The 21,122-nt window shown below is 66.8% G+C and carries 13 protein-coding genes; 5 read left to right on the forward strand and 8 right to left on the reverse strand.

Annotation, left to right across the window (positions count from 1 at the left end; all coding sequences use genetic code 11):
- Positions 1-32: 32 nt before the first annotated feature.
- From OXR00_RS13285 to OXR00_RS13295, 3 genes are read left to right on the forward strand one after another with little or no spacing between them, the layout of a single operon-like run.
- The gene (locus OXR00_RS13285; protein WP_267388728.1) at positions 33-1,157 is read left to right on the forward strand and encodes an 8-amino-7-oxononanoate synthase; all 1,125 of its coding nucleotides are present in this window, start codon (positions 33-35) and stop codon (positions 1,155-1,157) included.
- Entirely contained in the window at positions 1,154-1,768 is a 615-nt protein-coding gene (gene bioD, locus OXR00_RS13290) for a dethiobiotin synthase (RefSeq protein ID WP_267388730.1), read from the forward strand. The genes OXR00_RS13285 and bioD overlap by 4 nt, the downstream gene beginning before the upstream one ends.
- A complete protein-coding gene (locus tag OXR00_RS13295; RefSeq protein ID WP_267388732.1) occupies positions 1,765-3,015 on the forward strand; it encodes an adenosylmethionine--8-amino-7-oxononanoate transaminase in 1,251 nt (416 codons plus the stop codon). Before bioD ends, OXR00_RS13295 begins: the two co-directional genes overlap by 4 nt.
- 23 nt (positions 3,016-3,038) lie before the next feature.
- Here OXR00_RS13295 and OXR00_RS13300 read toward each other — a convergent pair whose 3' ends face one another.
- The 8 genes from OXR00_RS13300 to OXR00_RS13335 form a co-directional block, all read right to left on the reverse strand.
- A complete protein-coding gene (locus tag OXR00_RS13300) occupies positions 3,039-5,291 on the reverse strand; it encodes a glycoside hydrolase family 88 protein (RefSeq protein WP_267388734.1) in 2,253 nt (750 codons plus the stop codon).
- Between the two features lie 142 nt (positions 5,292-5,433).
- Positions 5,434-6,882, reverse strand: coding sequence for a mannitol dehydrogenase family protein (locus OXR00_RS13305; protein ID WP_267388736.1), 1,449 nt, complete (start codon positions 6,880-6,882; stop codon positions 5,434-5,436).
- Positions 6,879-8,291: a glucuronate isomerase gene (gene uxaC / locus OXR00_RS13310; RefSeq protein ID WP_267388737.1), complete on the reverse strand. Its 1,413-nt coding sequence runs from the start codon at positions 8,289-8,291 to the stop codon at positions 6,879-6,881. The genes OXR00_RS13305 and uxaC overlap by 4 nt, the downstream gene beginning before the upstream one ends.
- Before the next feature lie 43 nt (positions 8,292-8,334).
- Positions 8,335-12,219: a LamG-like jellyroll fold domain-containing protein gene (locus tag OXR00_RS13315; RefSeq protein WP_267388739.1), complete on the reverse strand. Its 3,885-nt coding sequence runs from the start codon at positions 12,217-12,219 to the stop codon at positions 8,335-8,337.
- Between the two features lie 22 nt (positions 12,220-12,241).
- Positions 12,242-13,504, reverse strand: a complete 1,263-nt coding sequence (locus OXR00_RS13320) for an MFS transporter (protein WP_267388805.1) — start codon at positions 13,502-13,504, stop codon at positions 12,242-12,244.
- A 208-nt stretch (positions 13,505-13,712) separates the two neighbouring features.
- Positions 13,713-15,191: an altronate dehydratase family protein gene (locus tag OXR00_RS13325; protein WP_267388741.1), complete on the reverse strand. Its 1,479-nt coding sequence runs from the start codon at positions 15,189-15,191 to the stop codon at positions 13,713-13,715.
- A gap of 55 nt (positions 15,192-15,246) precedes the next feature.
- The gene (locus OXR00_RS13330) at positions 15,247-15,987 is read right to left on the reverse strand and encodes a FadR/GntR family transcriptional regulator (protein WP_267388743.1); all 741 of its coding nucleotides are present in this window, start codon (positions 15,985-15,987) and stop codon (positions 15,247-15,249) included.
- A 97-nt stretch (positions 15,988-16,084) separates the two neighbouring features.
- On the reverse strand, positions 16,085-19,057 hold the full coding sequence (locus OXR00_RS13335) for a TonB-dependent receptor (protein WP_267388745.1): 2,973 nt from the start codon (positions 19,055-19,057) through the stop codon (positions 16,085-16,087).
- 420 nt (positions 19,058-19,477) lie between these two features.
- Here OXR00_RS13335 and OXR00_RS13340 point away from each other — a divergent pair, with 420 nt between their 5' ends.
- Together OXR00_RS13340 and OXR00_RS13345 are read left to right on the forward strand one after the other, a co-directional pair.
- Complete coding sequence (locus OXR00_RS13340; RefSeq protein WP_267388746.1) at positions 19,478-20,683, forward strand: rhamnogalacturonan acetylesterase; 1,206 nt, start codon at positions 19,478-19,480, stop codon at positions 20,681-20,683.
- A 116-nt stretch (positions 20,684-20,799) separates the two neighbouring features.
- Positions 20,800-21,114: an L-rhamnose mutarotase gene (locus tag OXR00_RS13345; protein WP_267388747.1), complete on the forward strand. Its 315-nt coding sequence runs from the start codon at positions 20,800-20,802 to the stop codon at positions 21,112-21,114.
- Positions 21,115-21,122: the final 8 nt, after the last annotated feature.

A 21,122-nucleotide genomic window follows, 5' to 3' on the forward strand; every position in this document is an offset into this window, starting at 1 on the left:
GATTTCCCCAACTGCTTTAACGAACAGCGGCCATGTCGATCCTTGCCGCCCATGTTGACGATCTTGCAAACCTCGCCGCGCGCGACCTGCTGCGCGCGCTGATGCCCCGGCGCGGTGCCGACTTCTCCTCGAACGATTATCTCGGCCTTGCCGACTCACCCCGGCTACGCACCGCGGTTGCGGAGGCGCTGGCGCGGGGAGTGTCGGTCGGATCGGGCGGGTCGCGCCTGCTGCGCGGCAACGATCCCGAGCATGATGCGCTGGAGGCGGAGGCGGCAGCGTTCTTCGGCTGCGAGGCGACGCTGTGGTTCTCGAGCGGCTATGCCGCCAACGCCGCGCTGCTCGGCACCTTGCCGCAGCGTGGCGATCTGGTGGTGCACGACGCGCTGATCCATGCCAGCGCACATGAGGGGATGCGGCTCGGCCGGGGCGAGGCGGTGGCGGCGGCGCATAACAATGCGGGCAGCTTCGATGACGCGATCACCGCGTGGCGCACGCGCGGCGGCACCGGCCGGGCGTGGATCGCGGTAGAGAGCCTGTACAGCATGGATGGCGACCGCGCGCCGCTCGCCGAACTCGCCAGCGTGGCGGCCCGGCACGACGCATTTCTGCTGATCGATGAGGCGCACGCGACCGGCGTGTTCGGGCCGGGCGGGCGTGGGCTGGCGGCAGCGTACGAGGGGCGCGAGAACGTCGTCACCTTGCGCACCTGTGGCAAGGCGCTCGGTTGCGAGGGTGCCTTGGTCTGCGGGCCGGCGACGGTACGCGACTTCCTTGTCAATCGCGGGCGCGGTTTCATCTTCTCGACCGCGCCGTCGCCGCTGATGGCGAGCGCGGTACGCGGCGCGCTGCGTATCCTCGCTGACGAACCCGAACGGCGCGACCGGTTGCACGCGCTGGTCGCTTACGCCGAGCATAGGCTGACGGCATGCGGGGTTGCGGCAACCGGATCGCAGATCCTTCCGCTGGTGTTGGGCGACGACGCGACGACCATGCGCGTGGCGGGCGCGGTGCAGGCCGCCGCCTACGACGTGCGCGGCATCCGCCCGCCGACGGTGCCGGTGGGCGCGGCGCGGCTGCGGATTTCGGTGACGCTCAACACGGATGAAGCGGCGATCGATGGGCTGGCGCGCGCAATCATGGAGGCACTAGCATGAGCACGATCGTCGTTACCGGCACCGACACCGATGCGGGCAAGACCGTGTTCTCCGCGGGCCTCGCCGCCGCGCTCGGCGCGACCTACTGGAAGCCGGTGCAGGCGGGGCTGGACGACGGCACCGACGCCGCGCGCGTCGCCGCGTTCGGCGTGACGAAGATCCTGCCCGAGGCGTACCGGCTCGACACCCCATGCTCCCCGCACCGCGCCGCCGAGATCGATCGGGTGACGATCGATCCCGACCGGCTCACCCCACCTGTGGTTGACGGTCCCCTTGTGGTGGAAGGCGCCGGCGGCGCGCTGGTGCCGGTCACGCGCACGGTGCTGTTCGCCGATCTGTTCGCGCGCTGGGGCCATCCAGTCGTGCTGGTCGCCCGCACCACGCTCGGCACGATCAACCACAGCCTGCTGTCGATCGAGGCGCTTCGCGCGCGGCGCGTGCCGATCCTCGGCGTAGCGTTCACCGGCGATGCCAACGAGGATAGCGAGGCGACGATCACGGCGATCGGCGGGGTGAAAAGGCTCGGCCGGTTGCCGCGTCTCGATCCGCTCGACCCCGCTACGCTGCGCGCAGCATTTGCGCAGCATTTCCAGCTGGAGGATTTCGCGTGACCGACTCTCCCGTCTGGCACCCCTTCACGCAGCATGGCCTCGGCGAGCCAATCCCGCTCGTCACCCATGCCGAGGGGGCGGCGCTCTACACGGCGGACGGACGGCGGATCGTCGATGCGATCTCGTCGTGGTGGGTGACGACACATGGCCATGCCCACCCGCGCATCATGGCGGCGATCGCCGAACAGACGACGAAGCTCGACCAGATCATCTTCGCTGGCTGGACGCACGAACCCGCCGAGGCGCTCGCGCGCGGGCTGCGTGCGATCCTGCCGGACGCGCTGACGCGGGTGTTCTATTCCGATTCCGGGTCGACCAGCGTCGAGGTCGCGCTGAAGATGGCGCTCGGCTATTTCGCCAATCGCGGCGAAGCGCGCAGCCGCATTCTCGTGCTCGAACACAGCTACCACGGCGATACGATCGGCGCGATGTCGGTCGGCGCGCGCGGCGTGTTCAACCGTGCCTATGCGCCATTGCTGTTCGACGTAGGCACGATCCCCTTCCCCGCCGCCGGGGCCGAGCAGGCGACGCTTGACGCGCTGGAGGCTGCCTGCCGCACGCAACCGGCCGCCTTCATTGTCGAGCCGCTGCTACTCGGCGCGGGCGGGATGCTGAACTATTCGCCGCAGGTGCTGGCGGCGATGCGCGACATCTGCACAGCCCACGGCGTGCTGTTCATCGCCGATGAGGTGATGACCGGCTGGGGCCGCACCGGCACGCTGCTGGCGTGCGAACAGGCGGGCGTGGTGCCCGAAATCCTGTGCCTGTCGAAGGGGCTGACCGGCGGCGCGGTCCCGCTCGCGGTGACAATGGCAAGCGAGGGCGTGTACCAGGCGCATCTCTCGCAGGACCGCGCGGCGATGTTCTTCCATTCGTCAAGCTACACCGCCAACCCGATCGCCTGCGCCGCCGCGCTCGCCAATCTGGACGTGTGGCGGGAGGAGCCGGTGGCCACCCGCATCGCCAGCCTGACCGCGCGGCAGGCGGCGCGGCTGGCGGCGCTCGACCACCCGCGAGTATCGGCGAAGCGGCAGATCGGCACCGTCACCGCGCTGGAGATCGCCGATGCCGACGGCGGGTACCTGTCCGCGCTGGGCCCGCGCCTGCTGGCGTTTTTCGGCAGCCGCGACCTGCTGCTACGACCGCTCGGCAACACCGTTTACGTGATGCCACCCTATTGCATCGACGATGCCGACCTCGACGCGATCTACGCGGCGATCGGCGAGGCTTGTGAGACGCTGGACTGAGGCGTGCTGAGCGTGCGGGTGCCTCACTTCCCCGCCGCCGGCACCGCAAAGCTCGGGTTCTGCCCCTTCACATAGGCTTCCCACGACGCCGCATCATGGAAGTCGCGGCCCTTGCTCCACGTCGCACCCATGTAATAGACGAACGGCTTGCCCGGCGTGACCTTCACCACGACGAGGTAGTTGTCGGCATCCTCGGTCACTTCGGCGATCTGCCCAGGGTCGACCATCAGCGCGACACCCATCGCGCCCTTGTCGGGATCGGTCGGCCCCCAGAAGGTGAAGCGGCCGGTCGCCCTGTCGGCCACGTAACGCGCCGGTGCGTTGGCGGTGGGACGCTTCTGGATGCCGATGCCGACCAGCAGCGGTGCGGGGCTGTCGGATTGGAAGGTCGACACCATTCGCGTGAAGTTGGTGCCGGTCGGCAGCGTGAAGCGACGCGACTCCCACACCTTGCGGCCTACATCGACCGGCCACGGCGCATAATCGACGCTGAAGTCCGCCACATCCGGCCCATCCTTCAGGATCGTGTGGTGCGCCCAGTTGCGCGAGGTCCACAGTTTGTGATCGTACCACACGCCAAGGCCGCCGGCGCCGCGGAAGGTGTTGACGTTGTAGAAGTCGATCCCCTCGCCGTGGAAGTCATGCTGCTTGCCGGTGGCGAGCTGGCGTTCCATGAACGGCCACGCCACCAGCTTGCCCCACGCATCGATGCCCGAGCTTGACGGCGGCTCCTCGGCCTCCAGCGCGGGGCCGTAGATGCGATGCGCGGTGCGGTCGTTTTCCCACAGGATATCGTCGAAGCGGTACGGCGCGAACCGCACGGTGGCGCGCGCGGCCTGCTGATCGGCCGGCGGCGTCTTCAGCGGCAGTGAGATGCGCGGATTGACGATGCCATCTGCGCGCGGTGGCTGCGCGCCCGGCATGTCGCGCGACGGCTCGAACGCAAGGTCGGCGACCGCCTGATGCTCGGCGATGCGGCGTTGATAGGCGGCGCGCTGTTCTGGCGTGGCATCGGCGGGGACCGGCGGCGGCGCCCATGCCGGCGGCGCGGGCTGGCGGCCCGGCTCGGCGAGCGGCAGCGCCGTGACCGGCTGACCAAGCTTCATCACCTCGAGCCCGGCGAGGATCAACCCGGCGGTGCCGTACATCGCGTGATCGTCCGCCTTGGTCGGCCACGGCTGATCGCCCGGCAATTGCACATAGCCGAGCAGACCGTCGGGCTGCACCGCCCCCGCCAGCGCGGACCAGCCGCGCAACACCACCGGCAGGTAGGTCTTGCGATCAAGCAGGCCGTGGTTGATCCCCCAGGCCATCGCATAGACGAAAAATGCAGAGCCCGAGGTTTCCGCACCGGGCGGGTCCTGCGCATCGAGCAGATTGGCGCTCCACAGACCGTCGGGGCGTTGCAGCTTCGCGAGGCTGGCCGACATGGTGCGCAGCGTGTCGACATACTTGTGGCGGCTCGGGTAATCGACTGGCATGGATTCCAGCACGCGCGCGATGCCGCCGACCACCCAGCCGTTGCCGCGCGACCAGAACACGCGCTTGCCGTTCTTGCTACGGCGATCGATGAAGCGCGCGTCGCGGAAATACAGGCCATCGGTGGGCGACCACAGCCGTTCGGTCTGTCGCCACCACTGCGTGTCGGCGGCCTTGAGATAGGTCGGATCGCCGGTCAGCACCGACATGCGCGCGAACACCGGCGGCGCCATGAACAGCGCGTCGCACCACCACCAAACCAGCCGGTTCGGCGCGGTATCGAGTTGGAGATACGGCGTGACGTAGTCGAGCCGCTGCTTGAGCGGCGCGAGTTCGCCCTCCCAGCCGCTGCGTGCGTACAGTTCCTGATAGGTTTCGCCGAGCGCGATGTTGTCCGCATCGAGCATCGAATGTGCGGACTGACTGCCCTGCAAGGCGAAGTTGAAGTGCTGCGCGGTGTCGCGCAGCATCGCGTTGCCGCCCGACACATCCGACACGCGCGTGAGCCGCGTCAGCGAGGTGAGGAACGCGGCGGAGATCCAGTTCGCGGTGAGCGTCTGCACCACATCGCCGGTTAGCGCGAGTTTGCGATCACGCAGGACGGCGATCTGCTTGGCGGCTGTAGCGTCGAGCAGCGCGAGCACCCGCGCAGGCTCGGGAATGTGCTTGGCGTCGAACGTGGTTGCCGTCGCCGGCGGCTGCACCGGGGCGGCATGGCTCAACGCGGGTGAAAGGAAAACCAGCGGCGCGACCGCCGCCAGCAGAACTGCGTGCCTGAACCCGTGCCCCGTTGCCACATGCCTCTCCCACTGGCCGGGCATCGCTGCACCCGGTGTCATTGGGGATGATGTTGCATATTATGGCAATGCGCAACACACTTCGGGATGAACTTCTATTTAGCGAGCGAGGTAGATCAGCCTGTCAAGCGCGCGCGCGGCATCATCCGTACCGGCTGACTGCGGCACGTGCGCCGTCCTGCTCCAGCACGTCGAGGTGTGCGACGAACGTCTGACGCAGGTCCGCGTCGGCGGCGAAGCCGAAGAAGCCGAGCAATGCATCGACGCGCTCAGCCGCATCGGCCGCGCCAGCCGACAAGGCACCAAGGTGCGCGGCGGCCGGATCGTCGACTGTGAAGCGCTCGCCAACATCCGTTTGCCCGGACTGCCAGCGCATCCACGCCGCCACCGCCAGCGCAAGCGCATCGGCGGACTGGCCTGCCGCACGCCGCCCGGCGATGGTTGCGAGCAGGCGTTGCGGTAGCTTCTGCGACCCGTCCATTGCGATCTGGCGGGTGCGGTGCTGGAGCGCGGAGTTCGCGAAACGGCCCATCAGGTCAACGCGATAGGCAGCGATGTCGAGTCCGTCGGGCGGGTTCAGCGTCGTCTGCGCCTCATCCCACAACGCCTCGACGAAGCCGCGCCCGGCGGGGGTGGCGACGAACTGGTGGACGAAATCGTCACCCGCCAGCGCGCCGAGATAGGCGATGCCGGAGTGCGCGCCGTTGAGCAGGCGCAGCTTGGCGTCCTCCCAAGGCGCGACCGATTTGGTGAGTTGCACGCCAAGCGCGCTAAAGTCGGGCCGTTCGGTAATGAAAGTGTCTTCGATCACCCACTGCGTGAACGGTTCGGTCTTGACCATTGCGCGATCCTCGACACCGAGATCGGCAGCAAGCGCGGCGATATCCTCCGGCGTGGTGGCCGGCACGATGCGGTCGATCATCGAGGCGGGGAACGCCACTTCGTTTGCGATCCAGTCGGCCAGCGCGGGATCATTGGCCCGCGCCACCGCCAGCACCGCATCGCGCAGCAGCTTGCCGTTGTGCGGCAGGTTGTCGCACGAAATCACCGTCAGCGGCCCCAGGCCCGCCGCCCGACGCGCGGCGAGGCCGGCGGCAAGGAAGCCAGGCGCGGTGCGCGGGGCTGCGAGCGAGGCGCAGTCCGCCGCCACATCCGGATCGTCCGACAGCAACGTGCCGGTGGCGCGATCGAGCTTATAGCCTTTTTCGGTGATGGTCAGCGTGACGATCTGTGCGTCCGGGTGGGCAAGCGCGTCGATCACCGCCTGCGGGTCTTCGGGCGCGACCAGCACCGCCTGCTCCGCGCCGACGATCGCCGTGGTGCGCGCATCGCCATCGCGCACCACCAGCGCATACAGGCAATCCTGCGGCGCCAATTGATCCCGCACGCCCGCCGAGCGCAGCGATACCGAGGTGATCCCCCAGCGCAGATCGCCCGCCGCCAACGCCGCCTCGAAATATGCCGCTTGGTGCGCGCGGTGGAACGCGCCGATGCCGAGGTGCACCACGCCGCGCTTTACGCCCGCGCGGTCATAGGCTGGGCGTGCGACGGTGGCGGACACGCGCCCAAGCGTTTCGTTCGACAGCCTCACAGTTTGTACGCCGCCTTGGCGAGATCATAGGCGAGCGCGTGGACGACCTCGTGCGCCTCGTCCTCGGGCAGGCGGTGTTCGGCGACGAGCTGCGCGAGCCACACGCAGTCCATCCGCCGCGCCACGTCGTGCCGCGCGGGGATCGACAGGAAGGCGCGGGTATCGTCGTTGAAGCCGACCGTGTTGTAGAAACCGGCGGTCTCAGTGGTGCGCTCGCGGAAGCGACGCATCCCCTCCGGGCTGTCGTGGAACCACCATGGCGGGCCGAGCCGCAGGCACGGGTAATGGCCGGCGAGCGGTGCCAGTTCGCGGCTGTAGGTATCCTCATCCAGCGTGAACAGGATGAGCGTGAAGCGCGGATCGGTGCCGTAACGGTCGAGCAGCGGTTTGAGCGCATCGACGAACTCACCCGCGGTGGGGATGTCCGCACCCTTGTCGCGACCGAAGCGCGCCAGCACGGCGGCGTTGTGGTTGCGGTGCACACCGGGGTGGAGCTGCATCACCATACCGTCCTCGGTGCTCATCCCCGCCATTTCGGTGAGCATCTGCGCGCGGAACAGCTCGGCGTCCTCGGGGCTCGCGCCGGCCAGCACGCGCAGGTACAGCGCGGCGGCGTCCTCGGGCGACAGGTCGGCGGTGCGGGCCGAGGGGTGGCCATGGTCGGTCGAGGTCGCCCCCGCCTCGCGGAAACGCGCGCGGTGGAACCGATGCGCGGCGAGATAGCCGGCGTAGGTCGACACATCCTCGCCAGCGGTTTCACCGAAGCGGCGGACGTTATCGGCGAAGTTCGCCGCCTCGGGATCGACCACCGGATCGGGGCGATAGGCGGTGACGACGCGCCCGCTCCAGCCGCTCGCGCGGATCGCGGCGTGGTGGACGAGCGGATCGAGCGGGCTTTCGGTGGTGGCGATCGCCTCGATATTGAAGCGTTCGAACAGCGCGCGCGGGCGGAACTCGGGCGTCTTCAGCGCGGCGTCGATCGTGTCGTAATAGAGGTCGGCGGTTTCCGGCTCCAGCAGCACGTCGAGCTTGAACACCTCCGCGAACACCCAGTCGAGCCACATCCGCGACGGCGTACCCCGGAACAGATGGTAATTGGCGGCGAGCAGATGCCAGATTTTCCGCGAATCCGTGCTCGTCGGGCTGCCGTCCACAGTGGGCACGCCGAGCTGCTCCAGCGCGGTGCCCTGGCTGAACAGCATGCGGAACACGTAATGGTCGGGCACGATCAGCAGCGACGAGGGGTCGCTGAACGGCGCGTTATCGGCGAACCACGACGGATCGGTATGGCCGTGAGGGCTTATGATCGGCAGATCCTTGACGCCGGCATACAGCCGCCGGGCGATGTCGCGGACGGTCGGCTCGGCCGGGAACAGCCGGTCGGGGTGGAGCGTGAGCGGTTTGGTCATGCAGGCGGGCCGTTTCGCGAAGAGGAGCGGGAATGCGCCATCCTTAGTGGGACGGACGCGGTGCGGAAAGGGTGGTGCCGTTCAGCGCCTGACGCGGCGGCAGGCCGGGTGCGTCGGCGATGTGGCTGCCGACGACGGCGGTGTTGTTGGCGGCGCTGGTCTCCGGCGGAGTACCGTCGAGCGTGAGCGTCACGCGCAGGCCGTTTGCCGCGACGCCGCGTGGCAGCGGCAGCGCGACGGTCGCGGTCTTGGGGAGGAGGTCGAGCGGCGCGGCGAGGCCGGCGAAGCGCGCGCTGCCGATCGTGCGGCCGGTTGCGTCGACAAGCGTGGCGGTGCCGGGCGGCGTCGGCTTCGCGCCGAGGCTGTGCACCGTGACCGAAAGCTTGCCGCGCGCGAGTGCGAGATCGTCCACCGACAGGCCGATGTCGGGGCGGGTCGCGGGTTCGTCGCCGGCGCGGATCCGTTCGAACGCATAGGTCGCGGTCTGGCGCGACGGCAGCGTGAGCGCCACACCGTGACCGTGTTCGAGCGTCACCTCCCGCACCACCGGTGCGGCATCGCCGTCGCGCTCGGTCAGCCGCCAGGTGCCGGCGGCGAGCTGGTCGCCGGTCATCGTCGCACTCGCCGGGGTCGCCGCCATGTTGAAGGTGGTGACGGTGAAGCGTTCCGGATCGCCGTTGGGGATGAGGATACCGACCTGCTCCGCCGACACCGCGCCATCGAAGCGCCAGCGCACCAGATTGCCCGGGTAATAAGCATTGCGGCGATGCGCGACCCCGCCAAGCCGGGTGCGTTGCAGGATCTCGCTCGGCACCGCCACGCGGTCCGACCACAGATGCGCGTCGGTTAGGACCGGCATACGGTGGCGATCGGCAAGGATTTCCGCGCCATACAGATCGGCGAGGATGCCGGTGTCGCCGCGCTGCTGCCATGTCACGAAGCGCGCGAAATCCTTGTCGGTCGATCCGCCGAGATTGCGGTCGATCTCGCCGCCCGCGCCGGTGATCTTGCCCGCCGCGACCGTGGCGGCGAGCGACGCGCCACCCGGCGTGCGCGCCATCAGATCGGCGTTGAGCGCCGACACCCCACTGAGGTCATGTCTCGCCATGTCGCTGGCCATCGGCCGCAGATAACGCGTGTCCCCGGTCCAGTCCCATGCTGCCCAGAACGCATTCGCGGCGCTCGCCACGCCAGTGCCGGTGGCGGCGTCGGTCTTCCATTCGATCTCGGCGGGGAAGCGCCAGCCACCCTTGTCGTCCTGCTTGCCATGCGCGAGCCAGCCGTCGAGCACGCCGAGCACGGTGTCCTTCACCGCCGGTGCGCCGTTGTAATTGACCAGCAGCAGCCCCGGGTGCAGCACCAGCAGGCTGTACGGCTTCTGCCACCCCCACACGCCTTCACGGACAACGTCGGTGCCGCTGTAATAGGAGGTGACGAAATGGCGGTGCCCGGCGGGATTGACCTCGGTCAGCCGCTGATAGTTGCGCGCCACCGCCATGCCGCGCTCGATCGCGCTGGGGTCGCCCCAGTCGAGTTGCATCGCCTGCGCGACGGTGTTGATGCCGTCCTCGTAGCTGTGGAGCTCATCGGCGCGTATGCGGCTCAACCCATTCGACCACATGCCATTCTCGAACGTCGCGTCGAGCACGCGGCGCTGCGAGGCGGCGAGCCGCTCCGGCTCGACCCCCATCAGCGCGAGCGGCACCCATTGGTTGACGAGATCGGTATCGTCGGACAGCCCGCCGCCGAACTCGCCGTCGGCGATCTGGCGGTGGTCGATCCACCAGTCGACGAACTTGCGGTAGAGCTTTAGGTCCTCGGTCTGGCGGAACGCCCATAAAGGCACGCCGGCGGGAGCTGGCTCCAGCGCGAGCGGGGCGTAGGGCTGATCGGGGTTCTTCTCGACCCAATAGGCGCGCGCCACCGCGTTGTCGGGATCGACGCGCAGCACGTCGCCGATGTCGCGCGCGTAGCGGGTGAAGATCGGATAGGTGTCGGTGTTGGGCTGTTCCTCGACCAGGAAGGCGAGGTTGTCGCGCGACTGCTCGAGCCGGTCGGCGACGTGTTCGGCCTTAGCGGCGGCGGCCGGTTTGTAGACGAGGCGGACGTGTGTGCCGGCGAGTGCTGCGGCATCGAAATCGGGCGCGGCCGAGGCGATGACGATGTGCAGGCTGGCGCTTTCGGGCAGGATACGGTCGCGCGTGTCGAGCCACAGCGTGCGCGCCTCGCCCGGCTTCACCGCGACGTTGATGTCGAGCAGGTCGCGGTCGTCCCACGTCGGGTCCTTGACGCGGATGTTGAGCGGCACGAGGCCGTCCGCCCCCGCCGTCACCTTCAGCGCGGGCAAGTCGATCGCCACGCCGTCAAGGCCACCGCCGAGATTGACCGCACCGTAGGAGAACCGCCCGCCCTGCCCGATCCGGCTGGTATCGCGGAAATCGCAGGGGACGAGGATGTGAACGATCGGCATCCCGTCGCTAGCGCTGGCAACGACAGGCCGCCGCGGCGCACCGGCAGGCAAAGCGACGGCGATGCGGCGCTCGTCCGCGACGAAGCGGCCGGCGATATGCGCGCGCACATCGTCGAGCGGCGGGTAAGCCGATGGGTCGGCGGTCGGGTCGACCACATAGTCGAAGCTAGCGAGGCCGGCGGGCACTTGGCCGGGTGCGACGTGGTAGACGCCGATCTCCTCGATCGGGGTCTCCTGCGCGATATTGTCGAAGCGGATCACGCCACCGTGACGGTCGCCGCCAAGCTGGGTGGAGGTGCGCTCCAGCCCGGCGGCGCGGGTCAGCACGGTGGCGGCGCCGTCGCCGCTCTCGCGCGCCAGTGTGCCATAGGCGGGGCCGTTGATCTCGACGCGGTTCCACGCCTCGTCAGGCAGGGTGAGCGTGTAATGCTGGCCGCCAGTCGCGTAGACGTTCCAGTCGGGCAGCTCGAAATAATCATGCCGGCCGAGCAGACGCGAGCGGTTGTAGACGCCGGGCCACGTTGTCTCTCGGATGCCGTCGGCGCCGCGGAACATCTTTTCCTTCTCGTCGCGGGTATCGGTGAACTCGACCTTGCGGATCGCGGTGACCGGATTAGCGAGGTAAAGCGGCGCACTGCGCTGGTTCCAGCCGTAGCGCTGTGCCCAGTCGGCGCGCACCGCCGCATCGGCGAGCGCGCACGGCGGCGCGGCGGCGGCGGGCGTCTCGGCTTGGGCGAGCGTCGCGACGGCGGCGTCGTCGAGCGCATGGTCGTAGACACGCACCTCGTCGATATCACCGGTGCGCAAATAATTGTACGCGCTCTGCACCTGATAGGGGGCGATGACGCGCTGGAACGGGCCGAAGCCGAACAGCCCGGCGTCATACACCGCCTTGCGCTCGTTCCGCGCGACCGGCTTGCCGTCGATCCACAGCCGAACGCCGCCCTGCTCGTCCCACGCGAAGGCGATGTGCGTCCACGCATCCGGCGCGGGTGGCGTGGCGACCCGGAACGACACGCGGGTGCGCGCTAGGCCGGTGTCGGTGACGAAGGCGTCGAAGCCGTGGCCGTTCCAGTCGATACGCAAGAACGTCATGTCCCAGCTCGTCCCGTCCGCGCTGCCCGCGCGGAAGATCGGGAACGGGGTGGTGCCGACCGGCGTGCCGGCGCGGAAGAAGAACGACAGCGTGCCGTGCTGGGCATACATGTTGCCGGGCGCCGGCCACGCCAGCGCGAAGCCCGACGCCGGCCGCAGCGCTTTGCCGACGCGCCCGTCGGGCGTGGTGCCGACCTTGCTGACGATCAGCGGCGCGGTGCCGCCATGCCCGGTCTCGGCGGTGGTGCCGTGTTCGCCCGACAGCGAGAACAGCAAACCGTCGTCAGGACTGTCCTGCGCCATCGCCGCACCGGCCCAGCAGGCCGAGGCGAGGATGGCGATGCGAAGCGTGCGAGCGAACATGAGCACCCCTTCAAAGATGGTGTCAGGCGGGGATCGTCACCCGCGCGAGGCGTGGCGAGAGGACCTGCACCACCAGCAGCGCGACGAAGTACGCGGCGGCGGCGACCAGGAAGATCGGCGCGTAGCTGCCGAGCTTGTCGAGCACCTGCCCGATGTACAGCGAGAAGATCATACCCCCGACCCCGCCGAGTGCCCCACCGATGCCGATCACCGACCCGACCGCCGAGCGCGGGAACAGATCCGAGGGCAGCGTGTAGAGGTTGGCCGAGAATGCCTGATGCCCCGCCGTCGCCAGCCCGATGATGCCGACCGCCACCCACAGGTTGTCGACCGACTGCACCGCGAAGATCGGCAGGATCGCGAACGCACAGATCAGCATCGTCGTCTTTCGCGCGGCGTTGACGCTCCACCCCGCCTTCATCAACCGTCCCGACAGCCAGCCACCCGCGATCGAGCCGACATCCGACAGCAGATACACCACCACTAGCGGCGGCCCGAACGATTTGAGATCGAGATGATAGCGGTCGCCGAGATAGCCCGGCAGCCAGAACAGATAGAACCACCACACCGGATCGATGCAGAACTTGCCGATCGCAAACGCCCAAGTCTCACGGAAGCGCATGATGTCGCGCCAGCGCATAGGGGTGGTCGGGTCGGCCGGGTCCTGCTCGATCCACGCCAATTCGTCCGGCGTGACGCGGCTGTGCTTGGCGGGCGAGCGGTACATGATGACCCAGGCGATCAGCCATACGAAGCTGACCACGCCGGTGATGACGAACGCCGGGCGCCAGTTGCCGCCGTAGATCGCCACCAGCCACGGCACCAACAGCGGCGTGACGATCGCGCCGACGTTGGAGCCGGCGTTGAACACGCCGATCGCCAGCGCACGTTCGCGCGCGGGAAACCATTCGGTGACGGCGCGGATCGCGACCGGGAAGCTGCCGGATTCGCCGATGCCGAGCGCGAACCGCGCAATCGCGAATTGCGTGATGGTGTTGACCGCGCCGTGCGCGATGTGCGCCAGCGTCCAGATCGTGAAGGCAACGGTATAGCCGATGCGCGCGCCGACCACGTCAACGAAGCGCCCGAACCCGATATAGCCGATCGCATAGGCGCACTGGAACCAGAACACGACGTTGGCATAGTCGATCTCGGTCCAGTGGAGATCGTTGGCGAGCACCGGCTTCAGCACGCCGATCATCTGGCGATCGACATAGTTGATCGCGGTGACGGCGAACAACAGGCTACAGATTACCCAGCGGTAGCGGCCGGAGGGGGGCGCCATTGCGGCAGCACCATTGCCGGAAACCGGTGTCAATGCTTCATCGGCCGAACTGCTCATCCATCTCCCTTCCACGTGTCTGGTCGGTTCTGTGTCGAAAGCTGTTCGCCTCGATCTGCCGATTCATCAGTGATTTCCAATATATGGGCTGTCTGCCAGATACTGTCGTTTTCCGCCGCTGTATAGCCGTTTCACCAGCGTCAGGCGCGCGTCACAGCGTAACGCCCCGTTTCCAGATAGCCAGCCCGCGTTCCTCGTTCCGTTCGTTGCGGGTCGGTTCTCCGGAGGCGATCGCGACGATCCGATCGAGCAAGCGATCTGCGGCGACGTCAAGCCCGTCGTCGAGCACCGCGCCCGCATCGAAGTCGATCCAGCCGGGTTTGGCGGCGGCGAGCGCGGCATTGGAGGCGATCTTTACAATCGGCACCGGGCTGCCGAGCGGGGTGCCGCGCCCAGTGGAGAACAATGTCAGCGTCGCACCGGCGGCGGCAAGCGCGGTGGTCGATACGGCATCGTTGCCGGGTGCCTCCAGCAGGGTCAGGCCCGCACGGCGGGCTCGCCCAGCATAGGGCAGCACGTCAGTGACAGGAACGTGCCCGCCCTTTTGCACCGCGCCGAGCGACTTCTCCTCCAGCGTGGTGATGCCGCCACGGATGTTGCCGGGGCTGGGATTCTCCGACACCGGCTCACCGTTGCGGACGAAATAGGCTTTGAAATCATTGACCAGATCGACCAGCGCATCGAACGTATCGCGGCTGGTGCAGCGGTCCATCAGCATCTGTTCAGCGCCGAAGATCTCCGGGATTTCGGTGAGGATGACGCGGCCGCCCGCATCGCCCACCCGGTCGGCGATGCGGCCGATCACCGGGTTGGCGGTAAGACCGCTCAAGCCATCCGAGCCGCCGCACTTCACCCCCAGCGTCAGCCGGGAAAGCGGCACCTCCGTGCGCACATCCTGCGCGGCCAGCGCGACCAGTTCGGCGATCGCCGCCTGCCCCTCCGCCATCTCGTCCGCCGAAGCCTGTGCGCCGATCACACGAACCCGCTCCCGCCGCTCCGCTGGGATCAGATCGAGCATACCGGTCAACTGGTTGGATTCGCACCCAAGTCCGACCAGCAGCACACCACCGGCATTGGGGTGCGACGCCAGCGCGCTGAGGATGCGCGTGGTGCCGGCAAGATCGTCGCCAAGCTGCGAACAGCCGAACGGATGCGGGAAAGCGACCACCGCATCCACCCCGGCGGGCAGTCCCTCGTTCGTGCGCGCGGCGAGCCGTTCGGCGGTGCGACCGACGCAGCCGACCGAGGGAATGATCCAGATCTCGTTTCGTGTACCGACCGATCCGTCGGCGCGGACATATCCCCGGAAGGTCGCCGTGCTCGGCGCCTGCACCGGCGCAGGCGGTGCCGGATCGTAGCGATAGCTGCCGTTGGTGGCGAGCGCGGTGGCAACGTTGTGCGTGTGAACATGCATGCCGGGCGCAATGTCGGATCGCGCGGTACCGATCGGGAAGCCGTAGCGCAGCACCGGCTGCCCAGCTGCCACCGGTGTCACGGCGAACTTATGGCCGGCCGGAATTGCATCGGTCAGCACCACGTCGGCGCCATGCACGTGGATCACCTCGCCCGCCGCGAGCGGCTCCATCGCGACCGCGACGTCATCCTCGTTCTTGACCTTGATCGCCCGCATTTCGCACCTCTTTTGTCTGAGTAATATGTGTAACCCTGGTTTTCAAGCAGCGCGGTCACGCACCCAGGACGGTTCGCGTATCGTCCAGCGCGAGCGACACCAGTGCCGTCATCGTCTCACGCGCTTGTGCAGCGTCCCCTAGCGCGATCGCTTCGAACACCGCGCCATGATCGTCAATCGGACTCCGCGGAATCGCGTTCTTGCGATACTTGAACACGGTGGTCCACCGCACCGCCGCCGTGATCGTACTCGACAGGGCGGCGAGCGGTTCGTTGTCCGCCGCGAGCAGGATCAGGTTGTGAAAGTCGTGATCGGCCTGGCGCCCCGCTGGCGTGGAAAGGCCGTGCCGCCCCATTTCTTCCAGCGCATGACCAAGCTTTGCGAGCTGCGCCGCGCTGCGACGCGTCGCCGCCAGTGCCGCCGCCGCCGGCTCGATAATGAGCCGCAGTTCGAACAGGCTGCGCACGAATGCCTCAGGCGGCTCGTTGACGAACGCCCAGGCGAGTACTTCGGGATCGAGCATGTTCCAGCGCGACCGTTCGCTGACGCGCGTTCCGGTCTTGGTGCGGCTTTCGACCAGCCCCTTGGCGGCGAGGATTCGCACCGCCTCGCGGTAGGCGCTGCGCGATACCTTGAGCTGCGCGCTGAACTCGACCTCACCGGGCAGGATATCACCCGGCTGATGCTGACCGCTGACGATCGCCACGCCGAGATCGCGGGCGATGGTGGTGTGGATACGCGTGACCGGCTGCCTGCCGGACGCGCCCGATGCGCCCCCGCTCGACCTGTCCGTCACGTCCGTTTCCTCGCCATGCCCCGCTATGACCATACCGGAACCGGCTGTCGAGGCCACCGCGCAGGCGGTGCCCTCGACGCCGACAGAGCACGGTCGATCAGAAGCGGTACGATGCGCCAAAGCTGATCGTGCGGCCGATGTTGGTCTGGAACAGCGTGTCCTGCCGCACGCTGTCGGTATACAGGTTGTTCTGTTCGTTGGTGAGGTTCTGCCCCTCGACGATTACCTTGATATGGTCGTTGAGGTTGTACGAAGCGGAGGCGTCGACATAGAGCGTCGGCGCGTTGCCTTGCAGATCGCTGCCGGTCGAGGCCGGGATGCCACGGATGAAGCGGTCACGCCAGTTGGCCGTGCTGCGGATGCTGAACTTGCTGTCCTCGTAATAGATCGTGCCGGACGCGGTATTGCGCGACAGGCCGACCAGATCGGCGGTGGTGGTGACGGTCGGCACGCCGTTCACGCTCGCCAGGATGTAATTGATGTTCGAGGTGACGTGCGTGTAGTTCCCCAGCACGCCGAGGTTGTGCAGGAAGCCCGGCAGGAAGGTGAGCGGCACCTGCGCGTTGATCTCGACACCCTTCAGCTTGCCGCCCGGCGTGTTGAACGGCTGCGTCACCGTGAACAGTTCGTTGGGTGAGGTGTTGGTGTTGTTGAGCAACGCGACCGGCAGGCCAAGCTGCGTGAACGGCACCAGCGACGTCACGTTCTGCACGAAGCTGCCGATGTCCTTGTAGAAGAACGCCGCCGACAGCAGGCCACCCGGCTTGTAATACCATTCGAGGCCGGCGTCGAAGGTCTTGGCGCGGATCGGGTTCAACTGCGGGTTGTTGATCGTGCCGGTGCGCGTCACGCCGTTGACGCCGCTGGTCGGCGTGAGCACGCCGAGTTCCGGCCGCGCCAGCACCTTTGACCCCGACAGGCGCAACAGCACGTTGTGGATCGGCTCGATCACCAGATTGGCGGAGGGCAGCCAGTCCTGATAATCCTTCTGCGCGGAGGCGAACTGGCCGATCACGCCGGTCGGCGACGCCGCATTGGCGACGTTGATATAGCCGGACGAATGCATCTCGGTCTTGATGTAGCGCACGCCGGCGTCGCCGCGGATGCCCCAGCCGATCACGTCGCCGAGGTTGAACTCGGTCATCGCGTAGGCGCTCGACTCCTTTTCGAACACGCGGGAGCGCACCCCGCCGCAGCGGTAGTCGCAGTAGCGCACGCCGGCGAAGTTGAACGCCTGTTCCCACTTGGTGTGGTCGATCACCGCCCAGCTTGCAGGCGCGCCATTGCCCCACAGGTTGTTGACGCCGCTCACCTGCGTGGTGATGCTGGCGAGCGACGTGCCGGCCGGCAGCGCCTTCACCGCGAGGTCAGCGGTGTATGGCGCCAGCGAACTGGCGAGATAGTTGCTCGACCGGTACTGGCCGCCGAACTTCAGCTTCACGACCGGCGAGAACGTCCAGATGCCGTTCAGTTCGCCGGTCAGGCCGGTGGTGCGGTTCTTGGCCGGACGCGCCTGGAAGCTGAACCCGCCCAGCACGGTGCCATCGCTCCGACCCGGCGCATAGTTGAAGTTGTTTGGGTTGGAGACGTCGAAACCGAAGCCGAGCAGCGGGGTGCTGCCGCCATTGCGGTAATCCAGCGTGAACGGCTGGTCGATCGCATCCATATAAGTTTGCAGCCGCTCCTTACCATCGAGCAGCGACTCGTTCATGCCGAACAAACCTGAAATCTCGAGGTGCTCAGTGAAGCGGTGATAGAAGTTGAGGTTGGCCTGTTTGAAGGTCGAGACGAAGTGATCGTACAGGCTCTCCGCGCGGACATCGACACCCTTGAACGCGCCGTATACGATCGAGCCGTTCTTATCGAACTGCACGTCCGTCACCGAGGTCATCGGCTGGCCGTTGTTCGAGGCCGAGCGACCGAACGACACCGCCTCGATATAGCTGTCGGTGCGCTTCACGTCGAAACGCGAATACAGCAGATCGAGCGAGATGTCGGTGTCTTCGTCCGGCTTGAACTGTAATGAGACCGTGCCGCCGATGCGCTTCTGGTCCTGCTGCGAGTTGAGATACCGCGGGATGCGCGGGAAGAACGCGCCGCTGCCGGGTGCGCCACCATTCTTGGTAAGAGACCGGATCGTGTTGTACGCCGCGACGCTGCCGCTGCGCGGATTGCCGGTCGAGCAGTTCGCCGCGTCGGTGCCCTTAGCCACGCTGGTCACTGGGTTCTGCGGCGTCACGCCGATCGGCGAACAGAAGCCGCCGTTAACCGTCGAGGGCAGTAGATCGACCGCCGAATATCCGACTTCGCGGATGTCACGCTGCTGATAGGCACCCGAAGCGAGGATGCCGAAGCCGGAATCGCCGAACTTCTTGGAGATCAGCCCCGAAAAGCGCGGGTTCACCTGCTTGGAGAGCGTGTTGTAGACGCCCTTGCCGGTGGCGGTGAACACGAAATCCTGCTTACTGTCGAACGGCTTGGGCGCCTTGAGGTCGACAGTCGCGCCGAGCGAGCCTTCCTCGACATCCGCCGAAGGAGTCTTGCGCACGGCAAGCTGCGAGAAGATTTCCGAGGGGAACACGTTGAAGTCGAAGCTGCGCCCCACCGCGCCGCCGCCGTAGATGTCCGACGATCCGGTCTGCGACGTGCCTTCCATGCCGTTAATGCGGATGCGGGTGAAGCCGGCGCCAAGGCCGCGCACCGAGATGTTCTTGCCCTCGCCGCCGTCGCCGCGCGCCAGCGCGATGCCGGGGATACGCTGCATGGACTCGGCGAGGTTGGTGTCGGGGAACTTGCCGATGTCCTCGGCGACGATGCTGTCGATCGCAGCCGTCTCGGTGCGCTTCTCGTTGAGCGCGGCGTTAAGCGAGGCGCGGAAGCCAGTGACGATGATGTCCGGGGTCGCGGTATCGGATGCTGGCGGTGCGCCGTCCGCTGTCGGCGGAGCAGGTTCGGCAGGCACCTGCGCCGGGCCGGTCTGCGCGACAGCCGGATTGGCAAGCGCGATCATCAACGCGAAACCGGAGACGGCAGCGCAATAGACGGCAGACGACGTGACTTGCTTGGACACTTGCAGATCCTCCCCATGTAATCCCGGCGTTTTCGCCGGCGTGCCATTCACGTCTCGTGATGGCAGGCGCCACTATGCCGAGCCAACCATCCCGATCAATCATGTTTTGCAACCAAGTACCACAAAGTGGTACTAAACGTGACAAAATAGTCACGTATGGCAGCCTCTCGGAAAAATTGTGCCGGATCGGCTCGATTCGTGCTCAGCCCAGCCCGACTGCCGCCACTGCTTGACCACTGCCTAGCCAAGGACTTCGGGACCTAAGGTAGCGCAGGTGCCGAGCGGAATATGTCAATCGAGCACCAACTGCTGTTGCCAGGACCGCAGACGTAGCGCTGGCACTTTGCGAGGTCGTGTTCCTACAATATGGCGGACTCGTTCAAAACGTGAAAACAAGCTGACGGCTACGATAGGAAATCCATGGGCTTCCCTGCTGCAATCGCATCTGTGCTGCTCGTGCTATCGGGGGTCACCCCTCCGGTCAGCTTCGCGCTCGATGGAAAAATCAGCGGCCCTGCTTACGAAGCCGGTACCGCCGGGTTCGAACCAGGCGGCGATGCGGGCGGCTTCCTGTGGTCGGCGCCGGTCGCGGAGGGCAACTACCGCGTTACCGTGACACTTGGAGATCCGCGACACGCCTCAGTGACAACGATCAAGGCGGAATCGCGGCGGTTGATGCTGCGAAACGTCGTTACCCGACCGGGCCAGATCCTGACCCGCAGCTTCATCGTCAACGTGCGCCGGCCGGAACTCGCGCCACCGCCGCCGACCGCGCCGGGCGGCACCGGCGTCCGCCTCAACACGCGCGAGGATGGCAGCTATGATTGGGATGAGAAACTGACGCTTGAGTTCCTCGGCAATCCCAAGGTGCAGAGCATCTCAATCGCCCCCGTCGACGTGCCGACGGTTTACCTGGTCGGTGATTCGACGGTGACCGATCAGCGCTTCGAGCCGGCGGCAAGCTGGGGGCAGATGCTACCCGCCATGTTCGACACGTCCGTCGCGGTCGCCAATCACGCGGAATCGGGAGAGACGCTGAAGTCGTTCATCACCGAACTGCGGCTCGACAAGGCGCTGTCGCGGATGAAGGCAGGCGATTACCTGTTCATCCAGTTCGGCCATAACGACCAGAAGCAGCAGTGGCCGCAGACCTATGCCGATCCGAAGCTGACCTACCCCGCTTACCTGCGCGCCTATATCGCCGAGGCGCGGCGGCGCGGGGCGCAACCTGTCCTGGTGACGCCGCCCGATCGCCGCAACTTCGATGCGGCCGGCAAGATCACCTCGACACTGACCGAGTATGTCGCCGCGATGAAGCGCGTGGCGACGGAAGAGCACGTGGCGCTGATCGACCTCAACGCCGACAGCCGCATGCTTTACGAAGCGCTCGGTCCGGCGGTGTCGCCACGCGCGTTCAACGATGGTGGTGCGGACAAGACGCATCACGACAATTACGGCGCGTTCCTGCTGGCGAACGCGGTGGCGACGGACATCAAACGTCAACTTCCGTCGCTCGCCGGTCACATCATCGCCGCACCGCTCGATCTCGCACACCCGCCGTTACCCGACGCGCTGATGATCGCGCCGAGCCTCGCGCGTAGCGCACAGCGCCCGGCGGGAAGTTGAGCCCGTTCGGCACCAGTTCGTGACAAAAGCTTCATCAATCCACATTGACGCGCCCGAACCATTGACCTACAAATTATAGAATATAATCCCATTTATTGGGAGACTAAGGAGGGGCAATGTCGATTCACGCCTTCAGGATGCAGCTCAAGCCGGGCGTGCTCGACGAATATCGTGCGCGCCACGATGCGATCTGGCCCGAACTCTCCGCCCTGCTTACGGCAAGCGGCATCTATGATTACTCGATCTTCCTCGACGAACAGACGCTGAGCCTGTTCGCGGTTCTGAAACTGGCCGAGGACCATGATCGCGAAGCGCTGCCCGACCATCCGGTGATGAAACGCTGGTGGGACTATATGGCGCCGCTGATGGAGGTCGAGCCCGATAACCGGCCCAAGGAATGGCCGCTCCCGCTGATCTTTCACCACGCATGAACACGCGT

The sequence above is a fragment of the Sphingomonas sp. GC_Shp_3 genome (assembly GCF_026540945.1).
Taxonomy (GTDB): Bacteria; Pseudomonadota; Alphaproteobacteria; order Sphingomonadales; family Sphingomonadaceae; genus Sphingomonas.